Annotated in this window: 21 protein-coding genes and 2 pseudogenes; 10 read left to right on the forward strand and 13 right to left on the reverse strand. The window is 74.1% G+C overall.

What is annotated here, in order from left to right:
• The first annotated feature begins 73 nt into the window (after positions 1–73).
• Both CP969_RS09660 and CP969_RS09665 read left to right on the forward strand, forming a co-directional pair.
• Complete coding sequence (locus CP969_RS09660; RefSeq protein WP_016826928.1) at positions 74–1,348, forward strand: mannosyltransferase family protein; 1,275 nt, start codon at positions 74–76, stop codon at positions 1,346–1,348.
• A gap of 237 nt (positions 1,349–1,585) precedes the next feature.
• A complete protein-coding gene (locus CP969_RS09665) occupies positions 1,586–2,596 on the forward strand; it encodes a phosphatase PAP2 family protein (protein ID WP_004990059.1) in 1,011 nt (336 codons plus the stop codon).
• A gap of 66 nt (positions 2,597–2,662) precedes the next feature.
• Here CP969_RS09665 and CP969_RS09670 read toward each other — a convergent pair whose 3' ends face one another.
• Positions 2,663–2,878 carry an I78 family peptidase inhibitor gene (locus CP969_RS09670; protein ID WP_004990058.1) on the reverse strand — a complete coding sequence of 72 codons (216 nt, stop codon included), beginning with the start codon at positions 2,876–2,878 and terminating at the stop codon, positions 2,663–2,665.
• Positions 2,879–3,298: 420 nt separating this feature from the next.
• Here CP969_RS09670 and ctaD point away from each other — a divergent pair.
• A pseudogene (ctaD, locus tag CP969_RS09675) lies at positions 3,299–4,867 on the forward strand (aa3-type cytochrome oxidase subunit I); the annotation flags it as partial.
• Here the strand turns inward: ctaD and CP969_RS09680 are convergent.
• The 3 genes from CP969_RS09680 to CP969_RS09690 all read right to left on the reverse strand — a co-directional run bounded on the left by CP969_RS09680 (position 4,866) and on the right by CP969_RS09690 (position 7,810).
• The gene (locus tag CP969_RS09680) at positions 4,866–5,906 is read right to left on the reverse strand and encodes a helix-turn-helix transcriptional regulator (protein WP_016826925.1); all 1,041 of its coding nucleotides are present in this window, start codon (positions 5,904–5,906) and stop codon (positions 4,866–4,868) included. The pseudogene ctaD and the gene CP969_RS09680 overlap by 2 nt on opposite strands.
• Before the next feature lie 70 nt (positions 5,907–5,976).
• Complete coding sequence (locus CP969_RS09685; protein ID WP_016826924.1) at positions 5,977–7,275, reverse strand: ABC transporter substrate-binding protein; 1,299 nt, start codon at positions 7,273–7,275, stop codon at positions 5,977–5,979.
• A complete protein-coding gene (locus CP969_RS09690) occupies positions 7,244–7,810 on the reverse strand; it encodes an MTB12 C-terminal domain-containing protein (RefSeq protein WP_004990047.1) in 567 nt (188 codons plus the stop codon). Before CP969_RS09690 ends, CP969_RS09685 begins: the two co-directional genes overlap by 32 nt.
• Positions 7,811–7,970: 160 nt before the next feature.
• Here CP969_RS09690 and CP969_RS09695 point away from each other — a divergent pair, with 160 nt between their 5' ends.
• The 3 genes from CP969_RS09695 to CP969_RS09705 are packed head-to-tail and all read left to right on the forward strand — an operon-like array spanning position 7,971 to position 12,057.
• The gene (locus CP969_RS09695) at positions 7,971–8,477 is read left to right on the forward strand and encodes a hypothetical protein (protein WP_016826923.1); all 507 of its coding nucleotides are present in this window, start codon (positions 7,971–7,973) and stop codon (positions 8,475–8,477) included.
• Positions 8,478–8,488: 11 nt separating this feature from the next.
• Positions 8,489–11,395, forward strand: a complete 2,907-nt coding sequence (locus CP969_RS09700) for an ABC transporter permease subunit (protein ID WP_016826922.1) — start codon at positions 8,489–8,491, stop codon at positions 11,393–11,395.
• Positions 11,392–12,057, forward strand: a complete 666-nt coding sequence (locus CP969_RS09705; protein WP_016826921.1) for an ABC transporter ATP-binding protein — start codon at positions 11,392–11,394, stop codon at positions 12,055–12,057. The genes CP969_RS09700 and CP969_RS09705 overlap by 4 nt, the downstream gene beginning before the upstream one ends.
• A 71-nt stretch (positions 12,058–12,128) precedes the next feature.
• Here the strand turns inward: CP969_RS09705 and CP969_RS09710 are convergent, their stop codons facing one another.
• Positions 12,129–12,842: a LysM peptidoglycan-binding domain-containing protein gene (locus CP969_RS09710; protein WP_016826919.1), complete on the reverse strand. Its 714-nt coding sequence runs from the start codon at positions 12,840–12,842 to the stop codon at positions 12,129–12,131.
• A gap of 541 nt (positions 12,843–13,383) precedes the next feature.
• Between CP969_RS09710 and CP969_RS09715 the strand changes: the two genes are divergently transcribed.
• Together CP969_RS09715 and CP969_RS09720 are read left to right on the forward strand one after the other, a co-directional pair.
• The gene (locus tag CP969_RS09715) at positions 13,384–14,166 is read left to right on the forward strand and encodes a hypothetical protein (protein ID WP_004990037.1); all 783 of its coding nucleotides are present in this window, start codon (positions 13,384–13,386) and stop codon (positions 14,164–14,166) included.
• Positions 14,167–14,234: 68 nt separating this feature from the next.
• The gene (locus tag CP969_RS09720; protein WP_004990035.1) at positions 14,235–14,648 is read left to right on the forward strand and encodes a hypothetical protein; all 414 of its coding nucleotides are present in this window, start codon (positions 14,235–14,237) and stop codon (positions 14,646–14,648) included.
• Between the two features lie 65 nt (positions 14,649–14,713).
• Here CP969_RS09720 and der read toward each other — a convergent pair whose 3' ends face one another.
• From der to aroH, 5 genes are all read right to left on the reverse strand, one after another.
• Positions 14,714–16,204 (reverse strand): ribosome biogenesis GTPase Der, encoded by a 1,491-nt coding sequence (gene der, locus CP969_RS09725; RefSeq protein WP_004990032.1) that lies wholly within the window; start codon positions 16,202–16,204, stop codon positions 14,714–14,716.
• Positions 16,205–16,312: 108 nt separating this feature from the next.
• Entirely contained in the window at positions 16,313–16,960 is a 648-nt protein-coding gene (locus CP969_RS09730) for a lysophospholipid acyltransferase family protein (RefSeq protein ID WP_004990030.1), read from the reverse strand.
• On the reverse strand, positions 16,957–17,625 hold the full coding sequence (cmk, locus tag CP969_RS09735; RefSeq protein ID WP_039831265.1) for a (d)CMP kinase: 669 nt from the start codon (positions 17,623–17,625) through the stop codon (positions 16,957–16,959). The genes CP969_RS09730 and cmk overlap by 4 nt, the downstream gene beginning before the upstream one ends.
• 115 nt (positions 17,626–17,740) lie before the next feature.
• Complete coding sequence (locus tag CP969_RS09740; protein WP_004990023.1) at positions 17,741–18,826, reverse strand: prephenate dehydrogenase; 1,086 nt, start codon at positions 18,824–18,826, stop codon at positions 17,741–17,743.
• Entirely contained in the window at positions 18,823–19,185 is a 363-nt protein-coding gene (gene aroH / locus CP969_RS09745; RefSeq protein WP_016826917.1) for a chorismate mutase, read from the reverse strand. The genes CP969_RS09740 and aroH overlap by 4 nt, the downstream gene beginning before the upstream one ends.
• A 259-nt stretch (positions 19,186–19,444) precedes the next feature.
• On the opposite strand from aroH, the gene CP969_RS09750 reads away from it, so the two are divergent.
• The gene (locus CP969_RS09750) at positions 19,445–19,879 is read left to right on the forward strand and encodes a Rieske (2Fe-2S) protein (protein WP_016826915.1); all 435 of its coding nucleotides are present in this window, start codon (positions 19,445–19,447) and stop codon (positions 19,877–19,879) included.
• Positions 19,880–19,901: 22 nt separating this feature from the next.
• The gene (locus tag CP969_RS09755; protein WP_016826914.1) at positions 19,902–20,678 is read left to right on the forward strand and encodes a nucleotidyltransferase domain-containing protein; all 777 of its coding nucleotides are present in this window, start codon (positions 19,902–19,904) and stop codon (positions 20,676–20,678) included.
• Here CP969_RS09755 and CP969_RS09760 read toward each other — a convergent pair.
• From CP969_RS09760 to CP969_RS09770, 3 genes and pseudogenes are all read right to left on the reverse strand, one after another.
• Positions 20,610–20,804, reverse strand: a pseudogene (locus tag CP969_RS09760) (nucleotidyltransferase domain-containing protein); the annotation flags it as partial. The gene CP969_RS09755 and the pseudogene CP969_RS09760 sit on opposite strands and share 69 nt — an antisense overlap.
• A 28-nt stretch (positions 20,805–20,832) precedes the next feature.
• On the reverse strand, positions 20,833–21,855 hold the full coding sequence (locus CP969_RS09765; RefSeq protein ID WP_016826913.1) for an ADP-ribosylglycohydrolase family protein: 1,023 nt from the start codon (positions 21,853–21,855) through the stop codon (positions 20,833–20,835).
• Positions 21,852–22,580: an NUDIX hydrolase gene (locus CP969_RS09770; protein WP_016826911.1), complete on the reverse strand. Its 729-nt coding sequence runs from the start codon at positions 22,578–22,580 to the stop codon at positions 21,852–21,854. Before CP969_RS09770 ends, CP969_RS09765 begins: the two co-directional genes overlap by 4 nt.
• Positions 22,581–22,606 lie beyond the last annotated feature (26 nt).

Genomic DNA, 22,606 nt, shown 5'->3' on the forward strand with positions numbered 1-22,606 from the left:
ATCGGTGTGGCGTACACCACTCCCCTCCGGGGCGCGGGCGGCCCGGTGCGGCACCCGGTCGATAATCGGGCCCGTGATCGTTCTCGACACGCGCGCCGGCACGGCCCGCATCGGAGCACTGCGCCGGGCCGCCCCGGCCCTCCTCGGGTACGCGGCCGTGCGTGCCCTGGGCCTGGTCGTCCTGGCCTTGTGGAGCCAGGCGCGCGGCAAGGACGCGTACACCTTGCTGACCGCCCGCTGGGACGCGCTCTGGTACACGCGGGTGGCCGAGCTCGGGTACGGCTACGAGGTACGGCTCCCGAACGGCGACGTGCACTCCAACCTGGCGTTCTTCCCCCTGCTCCCCTGGCTGGAACGGCTCGTGGCGGCGGTGTCCCCGCTGTCGTACGCCGACGGGGGTTTCGTCGTCTCCCTGCTCGCCTCGCTCGCCGCGGCCTGGGGGATCTTCGCGGTGGCCGACCACGTGTACGGGCCCCGGGCCGGGGTGTGCGCGGTGCTGCTGTGGGCGGTGCTGCCGGTCGGGATCGTGCAGTCGATGGCGTACAGCGAGTCCCTGTTCACCGCGCTCGCCGCGTGGTCGCTGTACGCCGTGCTGACCGGCCGCTGGGTGACGGCGGGGGTCCTGGCGTGCCTGGCCGGGCTGACCCGGCCGGTGGGGCTGGCGGTGGTCGCGGCGGTCTGGGCGGCGGGGGCCGTCTCGTTCGTGCGGGATCGCAGCGCGCCCGCGCCGCACGGCGCGCGCACCGGGCCGGGCGCCCTCGGCGGCCCGGAGACCCGGCGCGCCACGGCACCGGACGGCGCCCGCGCCTTCGCGAGCGCCCCGGCCGGCGGCGCAGGCGCCCCGGGCGTCCGCCTGCGCCGGGCGCTCGGCATGCTCCTCGCCCCCCTCGGCGCCGCCGGTTACGTTCTGTGGGTGGGGCACCGGACCGGAACCGGGCCGCTGGGGTATCTCGACGTCCAGGCCGGATGGCGGAACGGGTTCGACGGGGGGTACGCCTTCGCCCGCTTCGTCGCCGAGAAGTTCACGGCTTTTCCGTCCGTCCTGGCGGGGCTCGGACTGACGCTCGGGGTCGGTCTGGTGGTGTGGCTGTACGTGATCTGCGTACGGCGGCGCCAGCCGCTGCCGCTGCTGGTGTACGCCGGGGTCGTCACCGCGCTCGCCCTGTGCGCGTCGAGCTACTTCGGCTCCAAACCGCGTCTGCTGCTGCCCGCCTTCCCCCTGCTGCTGCCCCTCGCCCTCGCCCTGGCCCGGCTGCGTACCCGCAGGTCGGCGCTGGTCGTCGGGGCGGCCGCGGTGGCCTCGGCGGTGTACGGCGCCTTCTGGCTGAACGGCTCCGGCCCGCCCTGATACGCCCGGACGGCCGATGAGCACCGGGGAAATTCCGCGCCAGACCTCGGTGAACGAATTCGAAAGCACGATAAAACCCCGCCCCGAATGATCAAAGGAATTGAAGGGCGCAGCGCCCGGGAGATTGCGGATTCACGGGAAATAAACGTTCGCCTGAGAGGAATGCCACATCACATCGTCATCACGGAGCCGCTGATTCGGCGGGGATCCCCACTCACTCGCTGTAACGTCGATTGGGTGCGTACCAAACGGAAGCCCACCCGTCTGGACCGGGTGTTCTCGAGGCTGGATCGTGAGCCGGAACGGCCGGCTCACATCGGCGTGCCGCGGATGAGCCGGCACCGGGTGGTGCTCTTCGGCGCCACCCTGGCCTTCTACCTGGCGATCGTGTGGGCCGTGGTGATCACCTCCTGGCTGGTCCGGCTGGACTGGCAGGTGATGTTCTTCCGCCCCTACCAGCAGTGGCCCGAGCTCCACGCCTTCGTCGACTACTACGTGGTGCTCGGCCAGCGCGGCCCGACCGCCGTGATGGTCGCAGCCTGGCTGGGCTGGCGTTCCTGGCGGCAGCACACGCTGCGCCCGCTGCTCGCCCTCGGCGTCTCCCTGTTGTTGCTGAACGTCACCGTCGGCGCCGCCAAGTACGGCATGGGACGGCTCGGACCGCACTACGCGACCGAGATCGGCTCGAACGAGATGTGGCTCGGCGGCGATATATTTCCCAGCGGCCACACCGCGAACGCCGTGGTGACCTGGGGAATCCTGGCCTATCTGGCCTCCACGGGGAGAGCGCGCCGCTGGCTGTCCGCCCTGTCCGCGGTGACCTCGCTCGGCGTGGGGCTGTCCACCGTCTACATCGGTACGCACTGGCTGAGCGATGTCCTGCTGGGCTGGGCCGCGGGCCTGCTGATCCTGCTCGCGCTGCCCTGGTTCGAGCCGCTGATCGCCCGCGCCGAGGCCCGGATCCTCGCCCTGCGCCACCGCCGCCGGACACACCGCGGCCGTACGGCACCGGCGCCGGTGCAGCCGGCCGGGGCGCCGGTCGTGCTGGAACCGCCCACCGGCCACGAGGAGACCGCCGCCCCCGAACCGGTCCCCACCGGCCGCGCGCCCTCCCGCCCGCACGTCTACCTGGCGCCCGGCCCGCACACGACCCGCGCGGAGCGCACCCCGGTGACCCCGGGGGGCAGCCGCCGCCCGCAGCACGCGGAGCGGCACCCGCGCGGCGCCACCTCGGCGACCCGCCCCTGAGGGGCGGCTCCCCGGTACGCACACCCCGGCCCCGGTCCCCCGCGGAACCGGGGCCGAAGCCGTGTCTCAGCCCTTCCAGGCACGCGCCACCCGGCCGCCCCTCACCTCGAAGTTCAGCCGGCCCACGCGGTACTCCATGGTGATGATCGCCCCCGGCGGCAGCGCCCGCACCGTCGACCAGCCGCGCTCGCGCGCGAGGCGCTCGGCCCGGTCGGCGGCGAGGCCGACATAGGCGTCCGGACTGTCGTGGGGCTCCGCGGAGGGCGTCGGAATGGGTGCCATACCGCCACGCTATGCCTTGCCCGGCGGGCGGGGAAGCCCGCCCCGGGAACACCGGCCGGGTCCCCCCGCGGTCACGCTTCTGTCACAGGATCACGACAGGCGTTTGCCCGGGCGGCCGTCACTCGGACGGGCGATTCCGTACTCCTTTTGCAGGTATTCGAACGTCATTCCTGCGTGTCATGCCACGACCGTGTTTCACCCCGGCGGAAAGTTCCGGGGAACGTGTCCCGGGACCCCCTTCGCTTTCACCGCCGCGCACGCCCGCGGAAGCCGGTACGCACAGAAAACACTCGGATCCGCCACACAATCCGCCACACCCTCTGTCGGAGCGCACACGGAGGCGAGCATCATGGTGTGGGCCCGGGGTACGTGGGGCGCGGGCCCGGCGGGCCCGGTGCGCGACGAGCGAAGGGGCGAGCGATGGGGACGCAGACCGTACAGACGGCGCGACCGGCGCACCGGCAGCGGCGCGGACGGGCGGTGATCGACTGGCTGACCACCACCGACCACAAGAAGATCGGCCACCTGTACCTGGTCACGTCGTTCGTGTTCTTCCTGATCGCCGGTGTGATGGCCCTGGTGATGCGCGCCGAACTGGCCCGGCCCGGACTGCAGATCGTCGACAACCAGCAGTTCAACCAGATGTTCACGCTGCACGGCACGATCATGCTGCTGCTGTTCGCGACCCCCAGCTTCGCGGGATTCGCCAACGAGCTGATGCCGCTGCAGATCGGCGCGCCCGACGTGGCCTTCCCGCGGCTGAACATGTTCTCGTACTGGCTGTTCCTCTTCGGCGGCCTGATCGTGCTCGGTTCGCTGCTGGTGACCGGGGGCCCGCCGGCCTTCGGCTGGTTCGCCTACGCGCCGCTGAACAGCGTGCAGTACTCGCCCGGCCTGGGCCCGGACCTGTGGATCATGGGGCTGGCCCTGTCCGGGTTCGGCACGATCCTCGGCGCGGTCAACTTCCTCACCACCATCATCGGGATGCGCGCCCCCGGCATGACGATGTTCCGGATGCCGCTGTTCACCTGGAACACGCTGTTCACGTCGATCCTGATCCTGCTGGCCTTCCCGGTGCTCGCGGCGGCGCTGCTGGTGCTGGAGGCGGACCGGCTCTTCGGCTCGCAGGTCTTCGCCTCGGCCAACGGCGGGGCGCTGCTGTGGCAGCACCTGTTCTGGTTCTTCGGGCATCCCGAGGTCTACATCATCGCGCTGCCGTTCTTCGGCATCGTCACGGAGATCATCCCGGTCTTCAGCCGCAAGCCGCTGTTCGGTTACCTGACGCTGGTCGGCGCCACGATGGCCATCACCGGGCTGTCGGTCGTGGTGTGGGCGCACCACATGTTCGCCACCGGTGCGGTGCTGCTGCCGTTCTTCTCCTTCATGAGCTTCCTGATCGCCGTGCCGACGGGAGTGAAGTTCTTCAACTGGACCGGCACCATGCTCAAGGGCTCGCTGTCCTTCGAGACACCGATGCTGTGGGCCACCGGGTTCCTGGTGTCGTTCCTGTTCGGCGGGCTGACCGGGGTGCTCCTGGCGTCGCCGCCGCTGGACTTCCACGTGACGGACTCGTACTTCGTGGTGGCGCACTTCCACTACGTGGTCTTCGGCACCGTCGTCTTCGCCACCTTCGCCGGGTTCTACTTCTGGTGGCCGAAGTTCACCGGGAAGATGCTCGACGAACGGCTCGGCAAGATCCAGTTCTGGACGCTGTTCGTCGGCTTCCACACCACGTTCCTGGTGCAGCACTGGCTGGGCGCCGAGGGCATGCCCCGCCGGTACGCGGACTACCTCGCGTCGGACGGCTTCACCGCGCTCAACACCGTCTCGACCATCGGCGCGTTCCTGCTCGGCATCTCGACGCTGCCCTTCCTCTACAACGTCTGGAAGACCGCCAGGTACGGCGAGAAGGTCGAGGTCGACGACCCCTGGGGCTTCGGCCGCTCCCTGGAGTGGGCGACCTCGTGCCCGCCGCCCCGGCACAACTTCACGACGCTGCCCCGGATCCGTTCGGAGTCCCCGGCGTTCGACCTGCACCATCCCGAGTACGCGGCCGTGACGCCCCAGCCCGAGCCAGGGAGCGAGCAAGCCGGTCGCGGACCGTCCTGACCGCGTCGATCAGTGCGGCCGGTTCCAGCACCTCGAACTCGAAGCCGAGCATCATCACGTGGAGCACCATCACGTCGAGGCTCGCGGCGCCGGTGCGCAGGACGCAGCTGTCCGGTCCCTCCGCCTCGAGCGTCCCTTCGGAGGGCGAGATCCGCCCGGCCGCCTCCTCGACGGGAACCAGCAGCCGGATCACGGCGTGCGAGGCGTACACGTGCGTGGAGACGCCCCGGGAGACGTAGGCCGCCAGGTCCTCGGCGGGCGGCTCGCGCGGGACGAAGCGCGGCCCGTGCGGCGGCCTCGGGGTGATGCGGTCGGCGCGGAAGGTGCGCCAGTCCGCGCGGTCGAGGTCCCAGGCGACCAGGTACCAGCGGTGCTCGGAGCAGACCAGGCGGTGCGGCTCCACCGTGCGGCGGGTCGGCGTGCCGTCGTGGCCGCGGTACTCGAAGCGCAGGCGTTCGGCGTCCCGGCAGAGGTGGGCGAGTTCGGTCAGCACGGCCGGGTCGACGGCGTCGGCGCGCGGCCCGCGCGGCATCGGCACGGTGAAGGCGTTGAGGGCGCCCACGCGGCGGCGCAGCCGGTTCGGCAGCACCTGTTCCAGCTTGGCCAGCGCCCGTACGGAGGTCTCGCCGATGCCCGCGACGCCCTGTCCGGCGGCGGCGCGCAGGCCCACCACGACGGCCACGGCCTCGTCGTCGTCCAGCAGCAGCGGCGGCAGCTCGGCGCCCGCGCCCAGCCGGTAGCCGCCGCCGGTGCCGGGGCTGGCGTCGACGGGGTAGCCGAGGCCGCGCAGCCGCTCCACGTCCCGGCGCACGGTACGGGGGCTGACCCCGAGCCGTTCGGCGAGATCGGCGCCGGACCACTCGCGGTGGGCCTGGAGCAGGGACAGCAGGCGCAGCAGACGTGCCGAGGTCTCCACCATGGGACGAGTCTGCCGGTCGTCGCGGACAGTCGCTGTCCTGAACGGGGGCCGGGGTGCCCTGAGCAGGGGGTCAGGGTTCGTAGGCGAGCTGCGGCACCTCGAAGCAGGTGCGGTTCATGTCGCCCTGGGTGACCCACCCCGCGCCGTCCCGCCAGCGGGCCACCGACAGGCAGGTCCTGCCGGTCCCCGGCGGCTCGGGCGACGGCCGGAAGGAGACGGGCAGCAGCAGGCCGCCCGCCGTGTAGCCGTCGGCGCGCTCGACGCGGCCGTCGACGCACCCGCGCGTGACGCCCTCCGGGACGCAGGACTTCGCCGCGTCGGTGAACCAGCGAGCGGCGGCCCAGCCCTCCAGCTGCCACTGGGAGTGCGTCCTCAGGTCCTCGGTGGCCTCCCGGAACTCCCGTACGGCCGCGTGGCCGGTGTCCTGGAAGTTGCGGCTGGAGCCGGTGACCCACAGGGCGTTGCGGCAGCGCGGGGCGTCCTCGTGGTCCTCGGCGACGGTGGACGTCCAGTTCTGCACGTTGGTGACCTTGGCGGTGACCCGGGCGCCGACGTCGTCCATGGCCGCGCACAGCCGGGCGTTGCCGTGGCCGTCGATGGCGTCGAAGACGAGGTCGACGCCCTGCTCCTTCAGGTCGGCGGCCACCGCGCGGAAGTTGGGCAGCGCGAAGTCGACCTGTTCGGTGACGACCCGGTAGCCCTCGGTCCTCAGGCCCCGCTCGACCAGGCGGGCGTAGGCGGCGGACGCGGACTGGTTGTAGGAGACCACGGCGGCCGTGCGGGCGCCGTGCTCGCGCTTGAAGTAGCGGTAGACCTCGGTCCCGCCGTACAGCTTGCCGTCCCAGCCGGGTGTGCCGTTGCGGGGTGCCTCGCTGCCGTGGATGCCGTACAGGTGCGGGTAGGTGTCGTAGGCGGCGCCGAGGGGCTGGCCGCCGATGTCGGGCACGCCCGCGCGGGAGACGCGGGCGGCCCCCGCGTAGTCCAGGGCGGTGGTGGCCACCAGGGCGACGACCTTCTCCTCGTCGACGAGCCTGTGCACGCACGCGTCGTTGCCCGCGCCGCTGCCTCCGTCGTCGCACAGGCGCACCTCGACGCGCCGGCCGTCGATGCCCCCGCGCGCGTTGAGCCGCTCGAAGTAGGCCCGGGCGCCGTCGCGCGGGCCGGTGAAGGCGTCGGCGCCGACCGGGCTGGTGGCACTCGTGATGATGCCCACGCGGACCGGCCCGGCCGCGCTCCGGGTGGGCGCGGAGGCGTGGTCGCCGCCCTCGAAGGCGCTCTCGGGCAGGCGGCTGCCGCAGGCCGCGGTCAGGACGAGCAGCACGGCCGCGGCGAGCGCCTCAGCAGCCCGGGACCGCCGGAGCCGAGCCATCGCCGCTCAGTTGCACCAGGGCGCACAGGGACTTGGCGGACACCTTCCAGGTGCCGTCCTGCTCGACGGCCGTTCCGGAGGCGTCCGGGAGGACGGTGGCTCCCTTGAGGATCAGGGCGAACTGCACGTCCGCCTCGGTCGGTGAGGTGAACGTGACCTCGGTGACCTTCGCCTCGACCTGTCCGACCCGCTCGTCACCGCTGAACGCCTCGAGCACGGGGCCCAGCAGCTCGCCGTTCTCCAGGAGGGCCTTCTTGTCGTCCAGGGACGTTCCGGGAGCGAAGAACTTCTCCCAGTTCTGCCGGATCTCCTGTTCGGCCGCCGCCCGGTCCGCGGGCGCGCTGGCCGGCGCGCCCGTCGTCCGGTCCGCCGACGGCGTGGGGGGCGTGCTCCCGCCCCCGCCGTCGTCGCTGCACGCCGCGAGGGCCGGGCCGAGCACCAGGAGCAGGGCGGTCGCGACCGTCGCGCCCCGCCCCACCGTCCGGGGGCCGCGTCCTCCCGCGTTCCCCCGCCTGAGGTCGCTGCCGAGGACCATCTGGGCTCACCACCGGGTGTCGGTCCGGGCCGTGGGCGCCCGGTGTTTTCAGGGTCGGCTCCCAGAGGGCATAGTGCAACCCATCGGCCGATCGGGGACATCGACCGACAGTTGCGTACAGGCACGGACAGATGCGGATACTCGACGCGTGGGAGTCAGGATGCGGACGAACCGACTGCGGACCGCGCACCCCGTCCCGTGGGCCGGCTGGGCCGCGCTGGCCGCGGGAGCGGTCCTGTGCGTCGTCGGCTGGTACGGCGTCTCGGGCGAGCGGTACGCCGAACGGCAGTTGCCCTACCTGGCCTCCTGCACGATCCCCGGCGCGGCGCTGATCGTCGCCGGGGCGGTGCTGCTCGCCCACGGCCGGGACACGCTCGCCGCCGCGCGCGTGGAGGAGCTGTACGGCCTGCTGGTGGCGGCGGAGCCGGCCGGTGCGGACGGGCCCGGGCGGCCGACCGGCTCGACCGGCTCACCGGTCGCGGTCGGCGACGAGCTGCTGGCGGTGCCGGGCGGGACGCTGTGGCACCGCGCGGACTGCCCGCTGGTCGCGGGGAGGACGGAGGCGGTCGCGGTGGACGCGAACCTGGTGGCGGGCGCCGGGCTGGGACCCTGCCCGATCTGCGAACCCCCCGCACCCGCCGAACCCCCCGCACCCGCCGACGGCTGACGTCCTCGCCGATGTCCTCCCTGACGTACGACCTCACGCTGGCCGGGCTGTCGGTGGGCGCCGCCGCGGCGCTCTCCGGGATCGGCCTGATCGTGACGTACCGGGCCACCGGGGTGCTCAACTTCGCGCACGGGGCGATCGCGATGGTGTGCGCTTACGTGCTGCGGGGGTGCGTGGTCGAGTGGGGCTGGCCGCTGTGGTGGGCGGCCGCGCTGACGCTGCTGGTGGTGGCGCCGGGGCTGGGCGTGGTGCTGGAGCGGTTCGTCTTCCGGCCGCTGTCGGTGCTCGGCGGTGACCCGGCGCGGGCGCTGGTGGCGTCCATCGGGGTGTTCGTGCTGCTGGTGGGCGGTGCGGCGCTGCTGTGGGGGCCGGGGGCGCGGGACGACGCGCCGGTGCTGGTGTCGGCGGACCCCTGGGGGCAGCTCGCGGTGGTGGCCGTGCTGGGCGCGGCGGTGGCGGCGGTGGTCCGCCGGACGCGGTTCGGCCGGGAGCTGCGGGCCATCGTCGACGACCGCCGGCTGGCCGTGCTCGGCGGGGTCGACGCGGACCGGGTGGCGGCGGCGGGCTGGGCGTTCGGCTCGTTCACGGCGGGGCTCACGGGGGTGCTGCTGGCACCGTACGTGCGGCTGGACCCGTACGGGCTGCCGCTGCTCGTGATGGAGGTGGTGGCGGTCGCGGTCGCCGCGCGGATGCGCGCGCCGGCGGTCGCGGTGGCCGTCGCGCTGGGCGTCGGGGTGGCCCAGAGCCAGCTGACCCGGCTGCACCCGTCGGGGTGGGGCGAGCCGCTGCTCCACGCGGTCGGCGCCAACCTGTTCGTCGTGGCCCTGCTGATCGCCGCGCTGGCGCTGCCCGGTGTCGGCGCCCGGGACGCGCTCCCGCGCACGGCCACCGCGCGGACGCCGGCGCCGCCGGGCGCCTGGCTCGTGGCCGGGGTGCTGTTCCTGCTGCCGCTGGGCTTCGCCGGGCGGGATCTGCACACGGCGGTGCAGGTGCCCGCCCTCGGGGTGGTGCTGCTGTCCCTGGTGGTGGTCACCGGCCGGGGCGGTCAGATCTCCCTGGGGCAGGCGGCGTACGCGGGCCTGGGCGCCCTGTTCACGGCCCTGCTCGCGGCCGGCCGCTTCCCCGGGCTCCCCCGGCTGCCGGAGCCGGCCGCGCTCGCGGCGGCGGTCGTCCTGGTCGCCCCGCTGGGGGTGCTGACGGGCTGGCCCGCGATCGGGCGCCGGGGGCTCGCGCTGGCACTGGCGACGTTCGCGGTGGGCGTCGGCGTGAGCCGTTTCGTCTTCGACCAGCCGTACGCCACGTCGGGCCTGTCCCTGGGGCGTCCGGCGGGCTTCGACGACGACCGCGCGTACTACGTCCTGGAACTCGTCCTCCTGGGGTGCGCGCTGACGGCGGTCCGGGCGCTGCGCAGGGGCCGCACGGGCCGCGCCCTGGCGGCGATGCGCGATCACGAGTCCGGGGCGCGGGCGGCGGGCGTCCGGGTGCCGTCGCTGAAGCTCCTGGCCTTCGTCTGCGGCGCCGCCCTGGCCGCGCTCGGCGGCGGCATGCTCGGCATGGGACTGCGCGCCTTCGACCCCGACGCGTACGACCCCGTCCGGAGCCTGCTGTGGTTCGCCGCGGTCGTGGTCCTGGGCGCCGACAGCGCCCTGGGCGCCCTGCTCGCCGCGGCGCTGCTGGTCGGCCTGGACGCCGGCACCCGCGGGGGCGTGGCGGCGGCCGTGATCGGCGTCCTGGCGGTTCTGGTGGGCCGCTTCCCGGGCGGCCCGTACGAAGCGCTGCGCGCGGCGGCGGGGCGGCTGCGGCCGGGCGGGCCGGTGGGGCCGACACCGCTGGGAGCCCGGGTGCGCCGCCTGCTGCGCGGGCCGGACACCGGACCGGCGGCCGCCCCGGTGCCGACGGGAGCGACGGCGACGGGCGCCGGCCCTCGCGGGAACCGACGGGGGAAGGGAACGCCGGAAGGGCGACGCGCCCCGGGTCGGCCGGCCGGCCGGTCCGCGGCCACCGGCGGGCGGGCCGGCCGCGGGGCGCGGGACGGGCCCCCCGCTCCCCCGTCGGCCGAGGACGCCTCCGGGCGGCCGCTCGGGGAGGGCGCGGCGCACGGGGTCCCGGAGGGCCGACGGCGGGCACCCGCCGCCCCGGAGGGCCCGCCTCCCGTACCGCGCCGGACGGCCGGTTCCCCCGCGGTCCGGCCCGTGGGGGCCTCTGCGGCGGCCCCCGCTTCCTCCCCCGTCCTCACCGCCCGTGCCCTGTACGCCCGTTACGGCGGGTTCACCGCGCTGGGCGGTGTGGATCTCGAGCTTCCGGCCGGGCGGGTGACCGCGGTCGTCGGCCCCAACGGGGCCGGCAAGAGCACGCTGTTCCACTGTCTGGCGGGGACGGTGCGGCCCGCGCGGGGGTCGGTCCGGTTCGGGGCGCGGGACATCACGCGGATGCCCGCGCACTCCCGCACCCGGCTCGGCATCGCACGGACCTTCCAGCACCTGGCGGTCTTCCCGACGCTGACCGTCGCGGAGAACGTGCGCGTCGGTGCCGAGCAGGGCCGGGTGCGCGACGCCGGCGCGGTGGAGCGGACGCTGCGGCTGCTCGGGCTCGACGGGCCGGTACGGGCGCTGCCCGCCGCCGGGCTGCCCACCGGGACGCTGCGCCGCGTGGAGCTCGCCCGGGCCCTCGCCGCCGGCCCGCGCGTGCTGCTGCTCGACGAACCCGCCGCCGGTCTCGACACCGCCGAGGTCGCCGCGCTGGCCCGGATCCTGGGGGCCCTGGCCGCCGACGGCATGGCGCTCCTGGTCGTCGAGCACGATCTCGACCTGGTCGCCGGTGTCGCCGACGTCGTGCACGTCATGGCGGCCGGCCGGATCGTCGCCTCCGGACCGCCCGGTCACGTCCTCGGCACCCCGGAGGGGGCGAGCGGCCCGTGACCCTCCTCTCCCTGCGCCACGCGCGCGTGCGCTACGGCCCCCTGGAGGCCCTGCACGGCGTCACGCTCGCCGCCCCGGGCCCCGGCCTCACCGTGCTGCTGGGCCGCAACGGCTCCGGACGGACGACCGCCCTGCACGCGCTGGCCGGCATCGTGCCGCTGTCCGGCGGGGCGGTGGTGTGGGACGGCGTGGACGTGACCGGTGTGCCGGCGTACGAGCGGGCCCGGCGCGGCCTGTGCCTGGTGCCGGAGCGGCGGGCGGTGTTCGGCTCCCTCACCGTGCGCGAGAACCTCGCCCTCGCCTCCCCCGACCCGGCCGCCGCGCTCGACGCCTATCCGCGGCTGCGGCCGCTGCTGGAGCGCCGGGCCGACACCCTCTCCGGCGGCGAGCAGCGGATGCTGGCCGTGTCCCGGGCGCTGGCGGCACGCGCGCGCGTCGTGCTCGTCGACGAGCCGGTCCAGGGCATGTCGCCCCCGGTCGCGGCCCGTACGTACGCGCTGCTGGCCGCGCTCGACGCGTGTGTGGTCGTCGCCGAGCAGCGGCTGCCGTCCGCCCTGCGCGACCGCCCCGCCGTCGTGTACGAACTGCGGCGGGGCGCGGTGGTGTTCGCCGGGGAGGCGGGCGAACTCGGCCTCCCCGGCCGCTCCGCCGGTCGCGCGTGACGCCCGGAACGCCCTGGGCCCCGCCCGGTCGGCCGGACCGGACGGGACCCGTGCCCCGGGCGAGGGGCGGCTCAGAGCGCGAGCCGCAGCCCGGGCACGATCAGGTCGGGGTCGGCCCCGACGGCGTCCTTGTTGGCGGCGTACAGGTGCTGCCAGGTGGTGCCGTGCCGGGCGGCGATACCGCTCAGCGTGTCACCCGCGCGGACGGTGTAGTCGCCCCGGGAGGCGTTCCGCTCCACGTGCCCCGCCGAACGCGCCGGCGTCTTCGACGGCTTCGAGGCCCCGGAGGACTTCGAAGAACCCGAAGACCCCGAAGAACCCGGAGAGTCCGAAGAGCCCGGGGCCCCGGAGGACTTCGAGGTCTTCGCCGGGCTCTCCTTCGCGGTCACCGGGCCCGTCGCGGGTGCGTTCCCGGACGCCCCCGCGCGTGCCGAGCAGGTCGGCCAGGCGCCCCACCCCTGGGCCCGCTGGACCTTCGTGGCGATGGCGATCTGCTGGGCCCGGGTGGCCCGGTCGGCCGTCGGCGCGTAGGCCGTGCCGCCGTGGGCGCGCCAGGTGGAGGCGGAGAACTGGAGTCCGCCGTAGTAGCCGTTGCCGGTGTTGATGTGCCAGTCGCCGCCGCTCTCGCACTGCGCGATGCGGTCCCACACCCCGTCGTCCGCCGCCGAGGCGTCGCCGGTGGCGGCCAGCAGTCCCAGGGGCGCGAGCAGGGCGGCGCCGGCCAGGACCGCCGTCGTACGGGTCTTCCGAGCGGTGGGGCGGGTGTTATCGGCACATGCGGACATGGAGGTCCCTTCCGGACGACCCGGGGTCCCCCGAGGCGGGACGCCGCTCGACGCGCCGTGGGACGCGGGAGCCGCGCCCGCCCCGTCCGCCTTCGGGTCGTGCGGTGGTGCTGCGTCGTGCGGTCGGCGGACGTACCCGGGCGGTGCTCGGTGCACACGGCGGAGGAATGTAGGGAGCCCGAGGCGCCGGGTTCAACCAACTCCCCGTCGTGCCAGGCCAGTTCGCCATTACCCCGGGTATCAGCGATTTCCGGCCACCCACTTCATTCGCTGATTTCCGGATTTGTCGACCGGTTCGCCCGGTGATCTGTGAGCCACTTCACCCCGTCAACAGCATTGACCTTGCAGGCAGTTGACGATGAGTGCCCGGTTCCGGACCGGACGTGACGGTGCGCGTCGGATGGTTCGATTCCGTTCGTCCTGGGGCGTGACTCCCGCCACAGGTCCTCCGTTGTCTTCTTCATGAGCCGGGGACCCACCCCGGACCACGGGCCGGGAGCCACCCGGCCTCGCCACGCACCGCATCCCGAGGGAGCCACCCGTGCCGCGCATGCTCGACGTCAGCAACGAGGTACGCGCCGAGATCGGCGACGAAGAAGCCGACCGCCTGCTCGCCGGAGATTCCGCCCCGGGCGGTTACGACTGCACCTCCTGCCGCACCCCGGGCGACCCGGAGCAGGAGCGCACCAGCACCGTCCTGTTCGTCGGGGACGAGACCGCCGTCCTCGCCTTCGCCCACGCCACCTGCCTGCCCTCGCAGGTCGTCCAGGTCACCGAGGAACAGCTCCAGGGCGCCGTGCGGTCCATCGGGGGCGAGACCGCGGCCCCGGGACCGCAGAAGGTCGCGCCCGAGCAGGCCGTGCTCGGGGTGACCAGCGGACTGATCCTGATCGCCGGGGAACTGCACCCGGCGCTGGTCGTGGAGCCGACCGCGCCGGTCGCGCGGCCCGGATCGCTCGGCGCGGGCGACGACTTCCTGCCGCTCCTCATCGAGCAGGGCTTCATGCCGCTGACCGAGCTGTCGGCCGTACCGCCGGTGCTGCACGGCTGGTCGGTGCTGCTGGCCGCGGGGCAGCTGCACGCCGTGCTCCAGCCGGACCCGAACGGCGGCCGGCCGGTGGCCTGGTGGCAGGCGCACCAGCCGCTCCAGGTCACCGAGGGCTGGCGGTCGGCCGCCGGCAAGCACCAGCAGGTGCTGATGTTCGCGGCCCCGGTCGGCTCGATCGGCCGCCAGCCGCGCGAGGACCTGCTGCGCGACGCGCTGGACAAGGCCGCGGCCGACGGGAAGCTGGTCGCCGCGGCGCTGCCGCTCGCCGGCATCTGACCGGCGCGCAACCGGCGAAACCCGCACGGGGGCCGCATCCCTTGCGCCACGGGTTCGTTTGGACATACGTGCACGCATACGACGTTCCCCGCCGCCAGCCCCTCGCCTCGGTTCCCGCCCCCGGGCGCCCGGCTCAGGGCTCCCGGAGCGGCCTCTCGGCCACGCCGATCTACGACGCCCTCTACACCGAGTACGTCAAGTCCTTCCGCGCGCTGCCGGGTGACCGCAGCGGCGAGGAGGACCTGGGCTTCACCGCCTTCGGGAACATCCCGCGCGGTGCGGGGCCGTACGGCGGCCACGGCCCCGGGTCGTCCGGCGGCTCCCTCGGGAGCGGTGCGTACGGCGCCCACGGCCCGGGCAGCACCCGCCAGGTCACCGGACAGCAGCCGCAGTGGCAGCGCGTCGGGACGGTGAGCCGGCACGCCACCGGGATGCAGCACGTGCCGGCCGGACTGCCGCCGGCTCCGCGCAGGGGTGCCTGACCCGGCACGGTGAACGGCGAGAGGGGCGGACCCGGTCGGGTCCGCCCCTCTCGCCGCGTTCTCGGCTACTTCTTCCTGCCGCGCTTCTCGCGCACCCGCACCGAGATGTGGATCGGCGTCCCCTCGAAGCCGAACTCCTCGCGCAGCCGGCGCTCGATGAAGCGCCGGTAGCCCGCCTCGATGAAACCGGAGGCGAACAGCACGAACCGCGGCGGCTTGGTGCCCGCCTGGGTGCCGAACAGGATGCGCGGCTGCTTGCCGCCCCGCACGGGGTGCGGGTGGGCGGCGACCAGTTCGCCGAGGAAGGCGTTCAGCCTGCCGGTCGGCACCCGGGTCTCCCAGCCGGCCAGGGCCGTCTCGATGGCCGGGACCAGCTTCTCCATGTGCCGGCCGGTGCGCGCCGAGACGTTCACCCGGGGCGCCCACACGACCTGGCCGAGCTCGGTCTCGATCTCGCGCTCCAGGTAGTAACGGCGCTCCTCGTCGAGGGTGTCCCACTTGTTGAACGCGAGGACGAGCGCGCGGCCCGCCTCGACGGCCATCGTGACGATGCGCTGGTCCTGCACCGAGATGGACTCGGCGGCGTCGATGAGCACGACGGCCACCTCGGCCTTCTCGACGGCGGCGGCGGTGCGCAGCGAGGCGTAGTAGTCGGCGCCCTGCTGGAGGTGGACCCGCTTGCGGATGCCCGCCGTGTCGACGAACTTCCAGGTCTTGCCGCCCAGTTCGATCATCTCGTCGACCGGGTCGCGGGTGGTGCCGGCCAGCTCGTTGACGACGACGCGCTCCTCGCCGGCGACCTTGTTCAGCAGCGAGGACTTGCCGACGTTCGGGCGGCCGATCAGGGCGACCCGGCGCGGTCCGCCGACGGCGGTGCCGAAGGTCTGCGCCGGGGCATCCGGCAGGACCTCCAGGACCTGGTCCAGCATGTCCCCGGTGCCGCGGCCGTGCAGGGCGGAGACCGGGTACGGCTCGCCCAGGCCCAGGGACCACAGGTACGCGGCGTCGGCCTCGCCGCTCGGGCCGTCCACCTTGTTGGCGCACAGCACGACCGGCTTGCCGGCCTTGCGCAGCAGCCGGACCACGGCCTCGTCGGTGTCGGTCGCGCCGACCTTGGCGTCGACGACGAAGACGACCGCGTCGGCGGCCTCGATGGCGTACTCGGCCTGCGCGGCCACGGACGCGTCGATGCCGAGGACGTCCTGCTCCCAGCCGCCGGTGTCGACGACCTTGAAGCGGCGTCCCGCCCACTCGGCCTCGTAGGTGACGCGGTCGCGGGTGACGCCCGGCTTGTCCTCGACGACGGCCTCGCGGCGGCCGATGATCCGGTTCACCAGGGTCGACTTGCCGACATTGGGGCGGCCGACGACGGCGAGCACGGGCAGCGGACCGTGTCCGGCGGCCTCGATGGCGCCCTCGACGTCCTCGAGGTCGAAGCCCTCCTCCGCGGCGAGCTCCATGAACTCCGCGTACTCGGCGTCGCCGAGCGCCCCGTGGTCGTGCTCGTGCGCGCCTTCGTACGCGTCCGAGCCGTCGGGCTGGATGTGGTCGTTCATGAAGTCCGTACCTCGTTCATCGTGGTGGTCGGTGGACCGCCCGGTCCGGAGCGGTCCACTACTCAGTGTCGCCCGGCGTCCGGTGGGACGCCCGGCGTTTTCCGTCGGTCAGCGTCCGGTCAGGCGCCTGGCGTTCTCCAGGTGAGCGGTGAGCTGCTTCTGGATGCGCCCGGTCGCCTCGTCCAGCGCTCTGCGGGTGCGCCGGCCGCTGCCGTCGCCCGCGTCGAAGGGGTCGCCGAAGACGACGTCGACGCGGGAGCGCAGCGGGGGCAGCCCCTTTATCAACCGTCCGCGCCGCTCGGAACTTCCCAGCACGGCCACTGGCACGATCGGCGCGCCGCCGCGCACGGCGAAGTAGGCGAGTCCCGCGCGGATCGAGGCGAAGTCGCCCTCGCCCCGGGTGCCCTCGGGGAAGATGCCGAGGACCCCGCCCTGCTCCAGGACGCCCAGTGCCCGGGAGATCGCCGTGCGGTCGGTGGTGTGCCGGTCCACCTTCAGCTGGCCGATGCCGGTCAGGAACGGGTCGAGCGGGCCGACGAACGCCTCCTTCTTGATCAGGAAGTGCGTCGGCCGGGGTGACACGCCCATGACCATCGGGCCGTCGATGTTGTGGGAGTGGTTGACGGCGAGGACCACCGGACCGGCCGCGGGCACCCGCCAGGCGCCCAGCACCCGCGGCTTCCACAGGCCGTACATCAGGCCGACGCCGATGCGCCGCCCGACCTCGGCGCCCCGCGCCGATGGAACGTCGGTCACTTCCCGGCCCGCTTCTCCTCGACGAGGGTGACGACGCACTCGATGACCTGCGCCAGCGTCAGGTCGGTGGTGTCGACCTCGACCGCGTCGTCCGCCTTGGCCAGCGGGGAGGTCTTGCGGCTGGAGTCGGCCGCGTCCCGCTTGATCAGGGCCTCGCGGGTGGCGTCGACGTCGACGCCCTTCAGCTCACCGCTGCGGCGGGCGGCCCGCGCCTCCGCGGAGGCGGTGAGGAAGATCTTCAGGTCGGCGTCGGGCAGCACGGTGGTGCCGATGTCGCGGCCCTCGACGACGATGCCGGTGACGGCGGAGGAGGCGATCGTGCGCTGCAGCTCGGTGATCCGGGTGCGCACCTCGGGCACCGCGCTGACCGCGCTGACCTTCGAGGTGACCTCCTGCTCGCGGATCGGACCGGCCACGTCCACCCCGTCGACGGTGATGGTCGGGCCCTTGGGGTCGGTGCCCGAGACGATCTCCGGCTTGCCGGCGACGGCGGCGATCGCGGAGGGGTCGTCTATGTCGATGCCGTTGTTCACCATCCACCAGGTGATCGCCCGGTACTGGGCGCCGGTGTCCAGGTAGCTCAGGCCGAGCTGCGCCGCCACGGCCTTCGACGTGCTCGACTTGCCCGTGCCGGAGGGGCCGTCGATGGCGACAATCACTGGCATGGCGCTTTCCACAGTGGGACCTTCCTGGACCTGACTGGCGGGGGACGGGGCGCGACCGCCCCGCACAAGGTTACTGGGTGCGCATCCCCCGATCGGCCCATCCCGGGGCCGGGCCCTACTGCCGGATCGCCCAGCCCCGCTCCCGCAGCGCCGCCGTGAGGACGGGTGCCGTCCGGGGCTCGACCATGAGCTGCACCAGACCGGCCTGCTGCCCGGTGGCGTGCTCGATCCGCACGTCCTCGATGTTGACCCCGGCCCGGTCCGCGTCGGCGAAGATGCGGGCCAGCTGCCCCGGCTGGTCGTCGATGAGCACCGCCACCGTCTCGTAGACCCGCGGAGCGGACCCGTGCTTGCCGGGGACGCGGACCTGGCCGGCGTTGCCGCGGCGCAGCACGCCCTCGATCCCCGTGCTGCCCTCCCGGCGCTTGTCCTCGTCGGAGGACTGCAGCGCGCGCAGGGCCCGCACGGTCTCCTCCAGGTCGGCGGCGACGTCCGTGAGCAGGTCGGCGACCGGCCCGGGGTTCGCGGACAGGATGTCGATCCACATCCGGGGGTCGGAGGCGGCGATCCGGGTCACGTCCCGGATGCCCTGTCCGCACAGCCGTACGGCGGCCTCCTCGGCGTGCTCCAGGCGCGCGGCGACCATGCTGGACACCAGGTGGGGCATGTGGGAGACGAGGGCCACGGCGCGGTCGTGCGCGTCGGCGTCCATGACGACGGGCACGGCGCGGCAGTGCGAGACCAGTTCCAGGGCGAGGTTCAGCACCTCGGTGTCGGTGTCCCGGGTGGGGGTCAGCACCCAGGGGCGGCCCTCGAAGAGGTCGGCGGTGGCGGCCAGCGGGCCGGACCTCTCCCGGCCGGACATGGGGTGCGTGCCGATGTAGGACGTCAGGTCGAGGCCGCGCGCCTCGAGCTCGCGGCGCGGTCCGCCCTTGACGCTGGCGACGTCGAGGTAGCCGCGGGCCAGGCCGCGCTCCATCGCGTCGGCGAGCACGTCGGCCACGTGGGCGGGCGGGGCGGCGACGACCGCCAGGTCCACCGGCCCGTCGGGGGCCTCGTCCGTGCCGGCCCCGAGCGCGGCGGCGGTGCGGGCCTGCTCCGGATCGTGGTCGGCGAGGTGGACGGCGACGCCCCGCCGGGACAGGGCGAGGGCGGCGGACGTGCCGATGAGTCCGGTGCCGAGGACGAGTGCTGTTCTCACTGGGCGATGTCCTTGCGCAGGGCGGCCGCGGCGCCGAGGTAGACGTGCGCGATGTCGGCGCGGGGCTTGTCGGACTCGATGTGCGCCAGGACGCGGACGACGCGGGGCATGGCGCCCTCGACGTTCAGCTCCTGGGCGCAGATCAGGGGCACGTCGACGATGCCGAGCCTGCGGGCGGCGGCCGCCGGGAAGTCGCTGTGCAGGTCGGGAGTGGCCGTGAACCAGATGCTGATCAGGTCGTCGGAGGTCAGCCCGTTGCGCTCCAGGACGGTGGTGAGCAACGTGCCGACCTGCTGCTCCATGTGACCGGGCTCGTCCCGCTCCAGTTGGACGGCGCCCCGGACCGCTCGTACCGCCACGACGATGCTCCTTGCTGACGTGCGTCTGTCGCCTCTTCGGTCGTCCAGCCTAGCCAGACCGCGCGCGGCAGGTGTCCGGCGCCCGCCCGCTGAGACGGGCGATGTGCGCATTCCCTGCCGTTTCGTCACGATTTGCCTATCCTTCGGCGTATTCGGTGCCACGATGCAGGGGCTGTGGCCCGCGCCGGTCCCTCCCTTCCCGTCCACTTCCCCTCCCCTTTCCCATTCCCCTCTCCCACCCCCTTCCCGGAGTGACGACATGACGCACCGCACGACGCGACGCACGGTCCTTCTCGCGGCAGGAGCGACGGGCGCGGCGGCCCTGGCCACGGGCTGCGGCGGGAACGGGGGCGACGGGGGCGACGGGGACACCTCGTCCGGCACCGCCGCACCGCCCCTCTCCGCCGGACAGGATCTGGCCACGACCGGCGACGTCCCGGTGGGCGGGGGCGTGGTCCTCAAGGCCGAGAAGGTGGTGGTGACCCAGCCGGAGAAGGGCGGTTTCAAGGCCTTCTCGGCGATCTGCACGCACCAGGGCTGCGTCGTGGCCGACGTCTCGGACGGCACGATCAACTGCGGCTGTCACGGCAGCCGGTTCCGCATCGCTGACGGCTCGGTCGAGCGCGGCCCCGCGACCAGGCCGCTGCCCGAGGAGCGGATCACGGTGGAGGGAAATTCGATCCACCTGGGGTGACCCGCCGCGTACGCTCCCGCGCATGCGTCCCGAAACCCTGGTCCGCGACCACACCGTCTACGCCTGCGTCATGGGGTCGCGTGCCTTCGGTCTGGCGACGGAGGACAGCGACACCGACCGCCGGGGCGTGTTCCTCGCCCCCACCCCCCTGTTCTGGCGCTTCGACAAGCCGCCGACGCACGTCGAGGGCCCGGCCGGGGAACAGTTCAGCTGGGAGCTGGAACGCTTCTGCGAGCTGGCCCTGCGCGCGAACCCCAACATCCTGGAGTGCCTGCACTCCCCGCTCGTGGAGTACGCCGACGACACCGGCCGCGAGCTGCTGGCCCTGCGCGGGGCGTTCCTCTCCCGCCGGGTCCACGAGACGTTCACCCGGTACGCCCACGGCCAGCGCCGCAGGCTGGAGAGCCAGGTCCGCGCGCTCCCCCGGGCCCCCGACTCCGCTCGCGCAGGGAGGACCCCCGTCGCTCCGCGCTGGAAGCACGCGATGCACCTGCTCCGCCTGCTGACGAGCGCCCGCGACCTGCTGCGCACCGGCACGCTCACCCTCGACGTGGGCGAGCACCGCGAGTCGCTGCTCGCGGTGAAGCGGGGCAAGGTCGCGTGGCCCGAGGTCGAAGCGCGGATGGCCCGCCTGACGCAGGAGGCCGAGGAGGCCGCCCACCGCAGCCCGCTCCCCGCGGAACCGGACCGCCGGCGGGTGGAGGACTTCCTGGTCCGTGCCCGCCGTGCCTCAGCCCTCCAGGCGGATCCGCACGACGAGGTCGTGCAGGGCGTCGCGGGCGGCGGGGACGTCGGGTAGCGCCGAGGCGGCCTGCGCCTCGTCCAGCGCGCCGTGCAGCCGCTCCACGTCACCCCGCACGCACGCGTGGTCGGCGTCCGCCACCCCGTGCTCCCGCTCGGCCTTCGCCGCGATCAGCTCCGGAAGAGTCGGTGTCCGGGGCGTCGATCACGGCTCAAGCGTCCCAGAGCGCTCCCAGCGCCAGTAGGTCGCCCCGGTACTCGATGCGGTCCGCCCAGGCGGGCGGCCAGGCGTCCGCGCCCAGGTGCGCGCCCGCGAAGGCCCCCGTCAGGCAGGCGATCGAGTCGGAGTCGCCCGAGGTGCAGGCGGCGCGCCGCAGGGCGGTGAGGGGCTCGTCGACGAAGAGCAGGAAGCAGAGCAGGCCGGTCGCCAGGGCCTCCTCCGCGATCCAGCCCTCCCCGGTGGCCAGGCACGGGTCGGTCTCCGGCGAGACGGTCCGTACGGCCTCCTGGAGGCGCCCCAGGATCTCCAGGCACTCGTCCCAGCCGCGCGCGATGAAGTGCTCGGGGCCGGGGTCCTGGGCGCGGGTCCACAGGTCGCCGAGCCAGCACTCGTGGTAGCGGGTGCGGTTCTCGTAGGCGTAGGAGCGCAACAGGCCGATCAGGCCGGTCGGTTCGGCGCCCTCGGCGAGCAGCCGCACGGCGTGCGCGGTGAGGTCTGAGGCGGCCAGCGCGGTGGGGTGCCCGTGGGTGAGCGCCGCCTGCAACTGGGCGGCGCCCGCGCGCTGTTCGTCGCTCAGTCCGGGGGCCAGGCCGATGGGCGCGACGCGCATGTTGGCCCCGCAGCCCTTGGAGCCGACCTGGGAGGCGTCCTGCCAGGGCCGGTCCTCGCGGGCCAGCAGGTGGCAGGCCTTGAGGCAGGTGTTGCCGGGGGCGCGGTTGTTCTCGGGCGAGCGCCACCACTCCACGAACTCCTCGCGCACCAAACGCTCCAGCCGCTCCGGGGTGAGCACGCCCCGGTCCATCGCCGTCCGCAGCCCCCTCCCCAGGGCGAGCGTCATCTGGGTGTCGTCGGTGACGATCGCCGGCTTCGGCAGGTCCGTCCCCCGCCAGGGGCCGAACTTGGCGAGGATCGACGGGACGTCGTTGAACTCGGTCGGGAAGCCCAGCGCGTCCCCGAGGGCGAGTCCGGTGAGCGCTCCGGTGGCGGCGCGCTTGGTGAGGGTGGGGGCGGTCATGCGGGACGTCCTTCCGGGGTCGGCCGGAGCAGCGGCGGGTGGAGGGCGGTGGCGGTGCCCGCGCGGTACAGGGCGGCGGGTTTGCCCCGGCCGCCGGTGAGGCGCGCGGCGCCGGGGACGGCTTCGACGAAGCCCGGGGTGGCGAGCACCTTGCGCCGGAAGTTGGGCCGGTCGAGCGCGGTGCCCCAGACGGTCTCGTAGACCTGCTGCAGCTCCCCGAGGGTGAACTCGGGCGGGCAGAAGGCGGTGGCGAGGCAGGTGTACTCGAGCTTGGCGCCGACGCGTTCCCGGGCGTCGGCCAGGATCCGGTCGTGGTCGAAGGCGAGCGGCCCGGCCGCGTCGTACGGCGTCCAGCGGGCCCGGGCGGCGTCGCCGCCGCCGTGCGCCTCGGGGGCGTCGGGCAGCAGCGCGGCGAACGCGACCGACACGATCCGCATCCGGGGGTCGCGGTCGGGTTCGCTGTAGGTCCGCAACTGCTCCAGGTGCGGCCCGGACACGTCCGTCAGCCCGGTCTCCTCGCCGAGTTCGCGCCGCGCGGCCGTCTCCGCGGACTCGTCGGGCCGGACGAACCCGCCCGGCAGCGCCCACCGTCCGGCGAACGGCTCCTCGCCGCGCTCGACGAGCAGCACGTGCAGCGCGCCCCCGCGGACGGTGAACACGGCGAGGTCGACGGTGACGGCGAACGGCTCGTAGGCGTACTTGTCGTAGACGTCCACGACCCCCACCCCCTTTTATGGTCAAGGCGACTATA

Source organism: Streptomyces viridosporus T7A, from assembly GCF_008704515.1.
GTDB lineage: Bacteria > Actinomycetota > Actinomycetes > Streptomycetales > Streptomycetaceae > Streptomyces > Streptomyces viridosporus.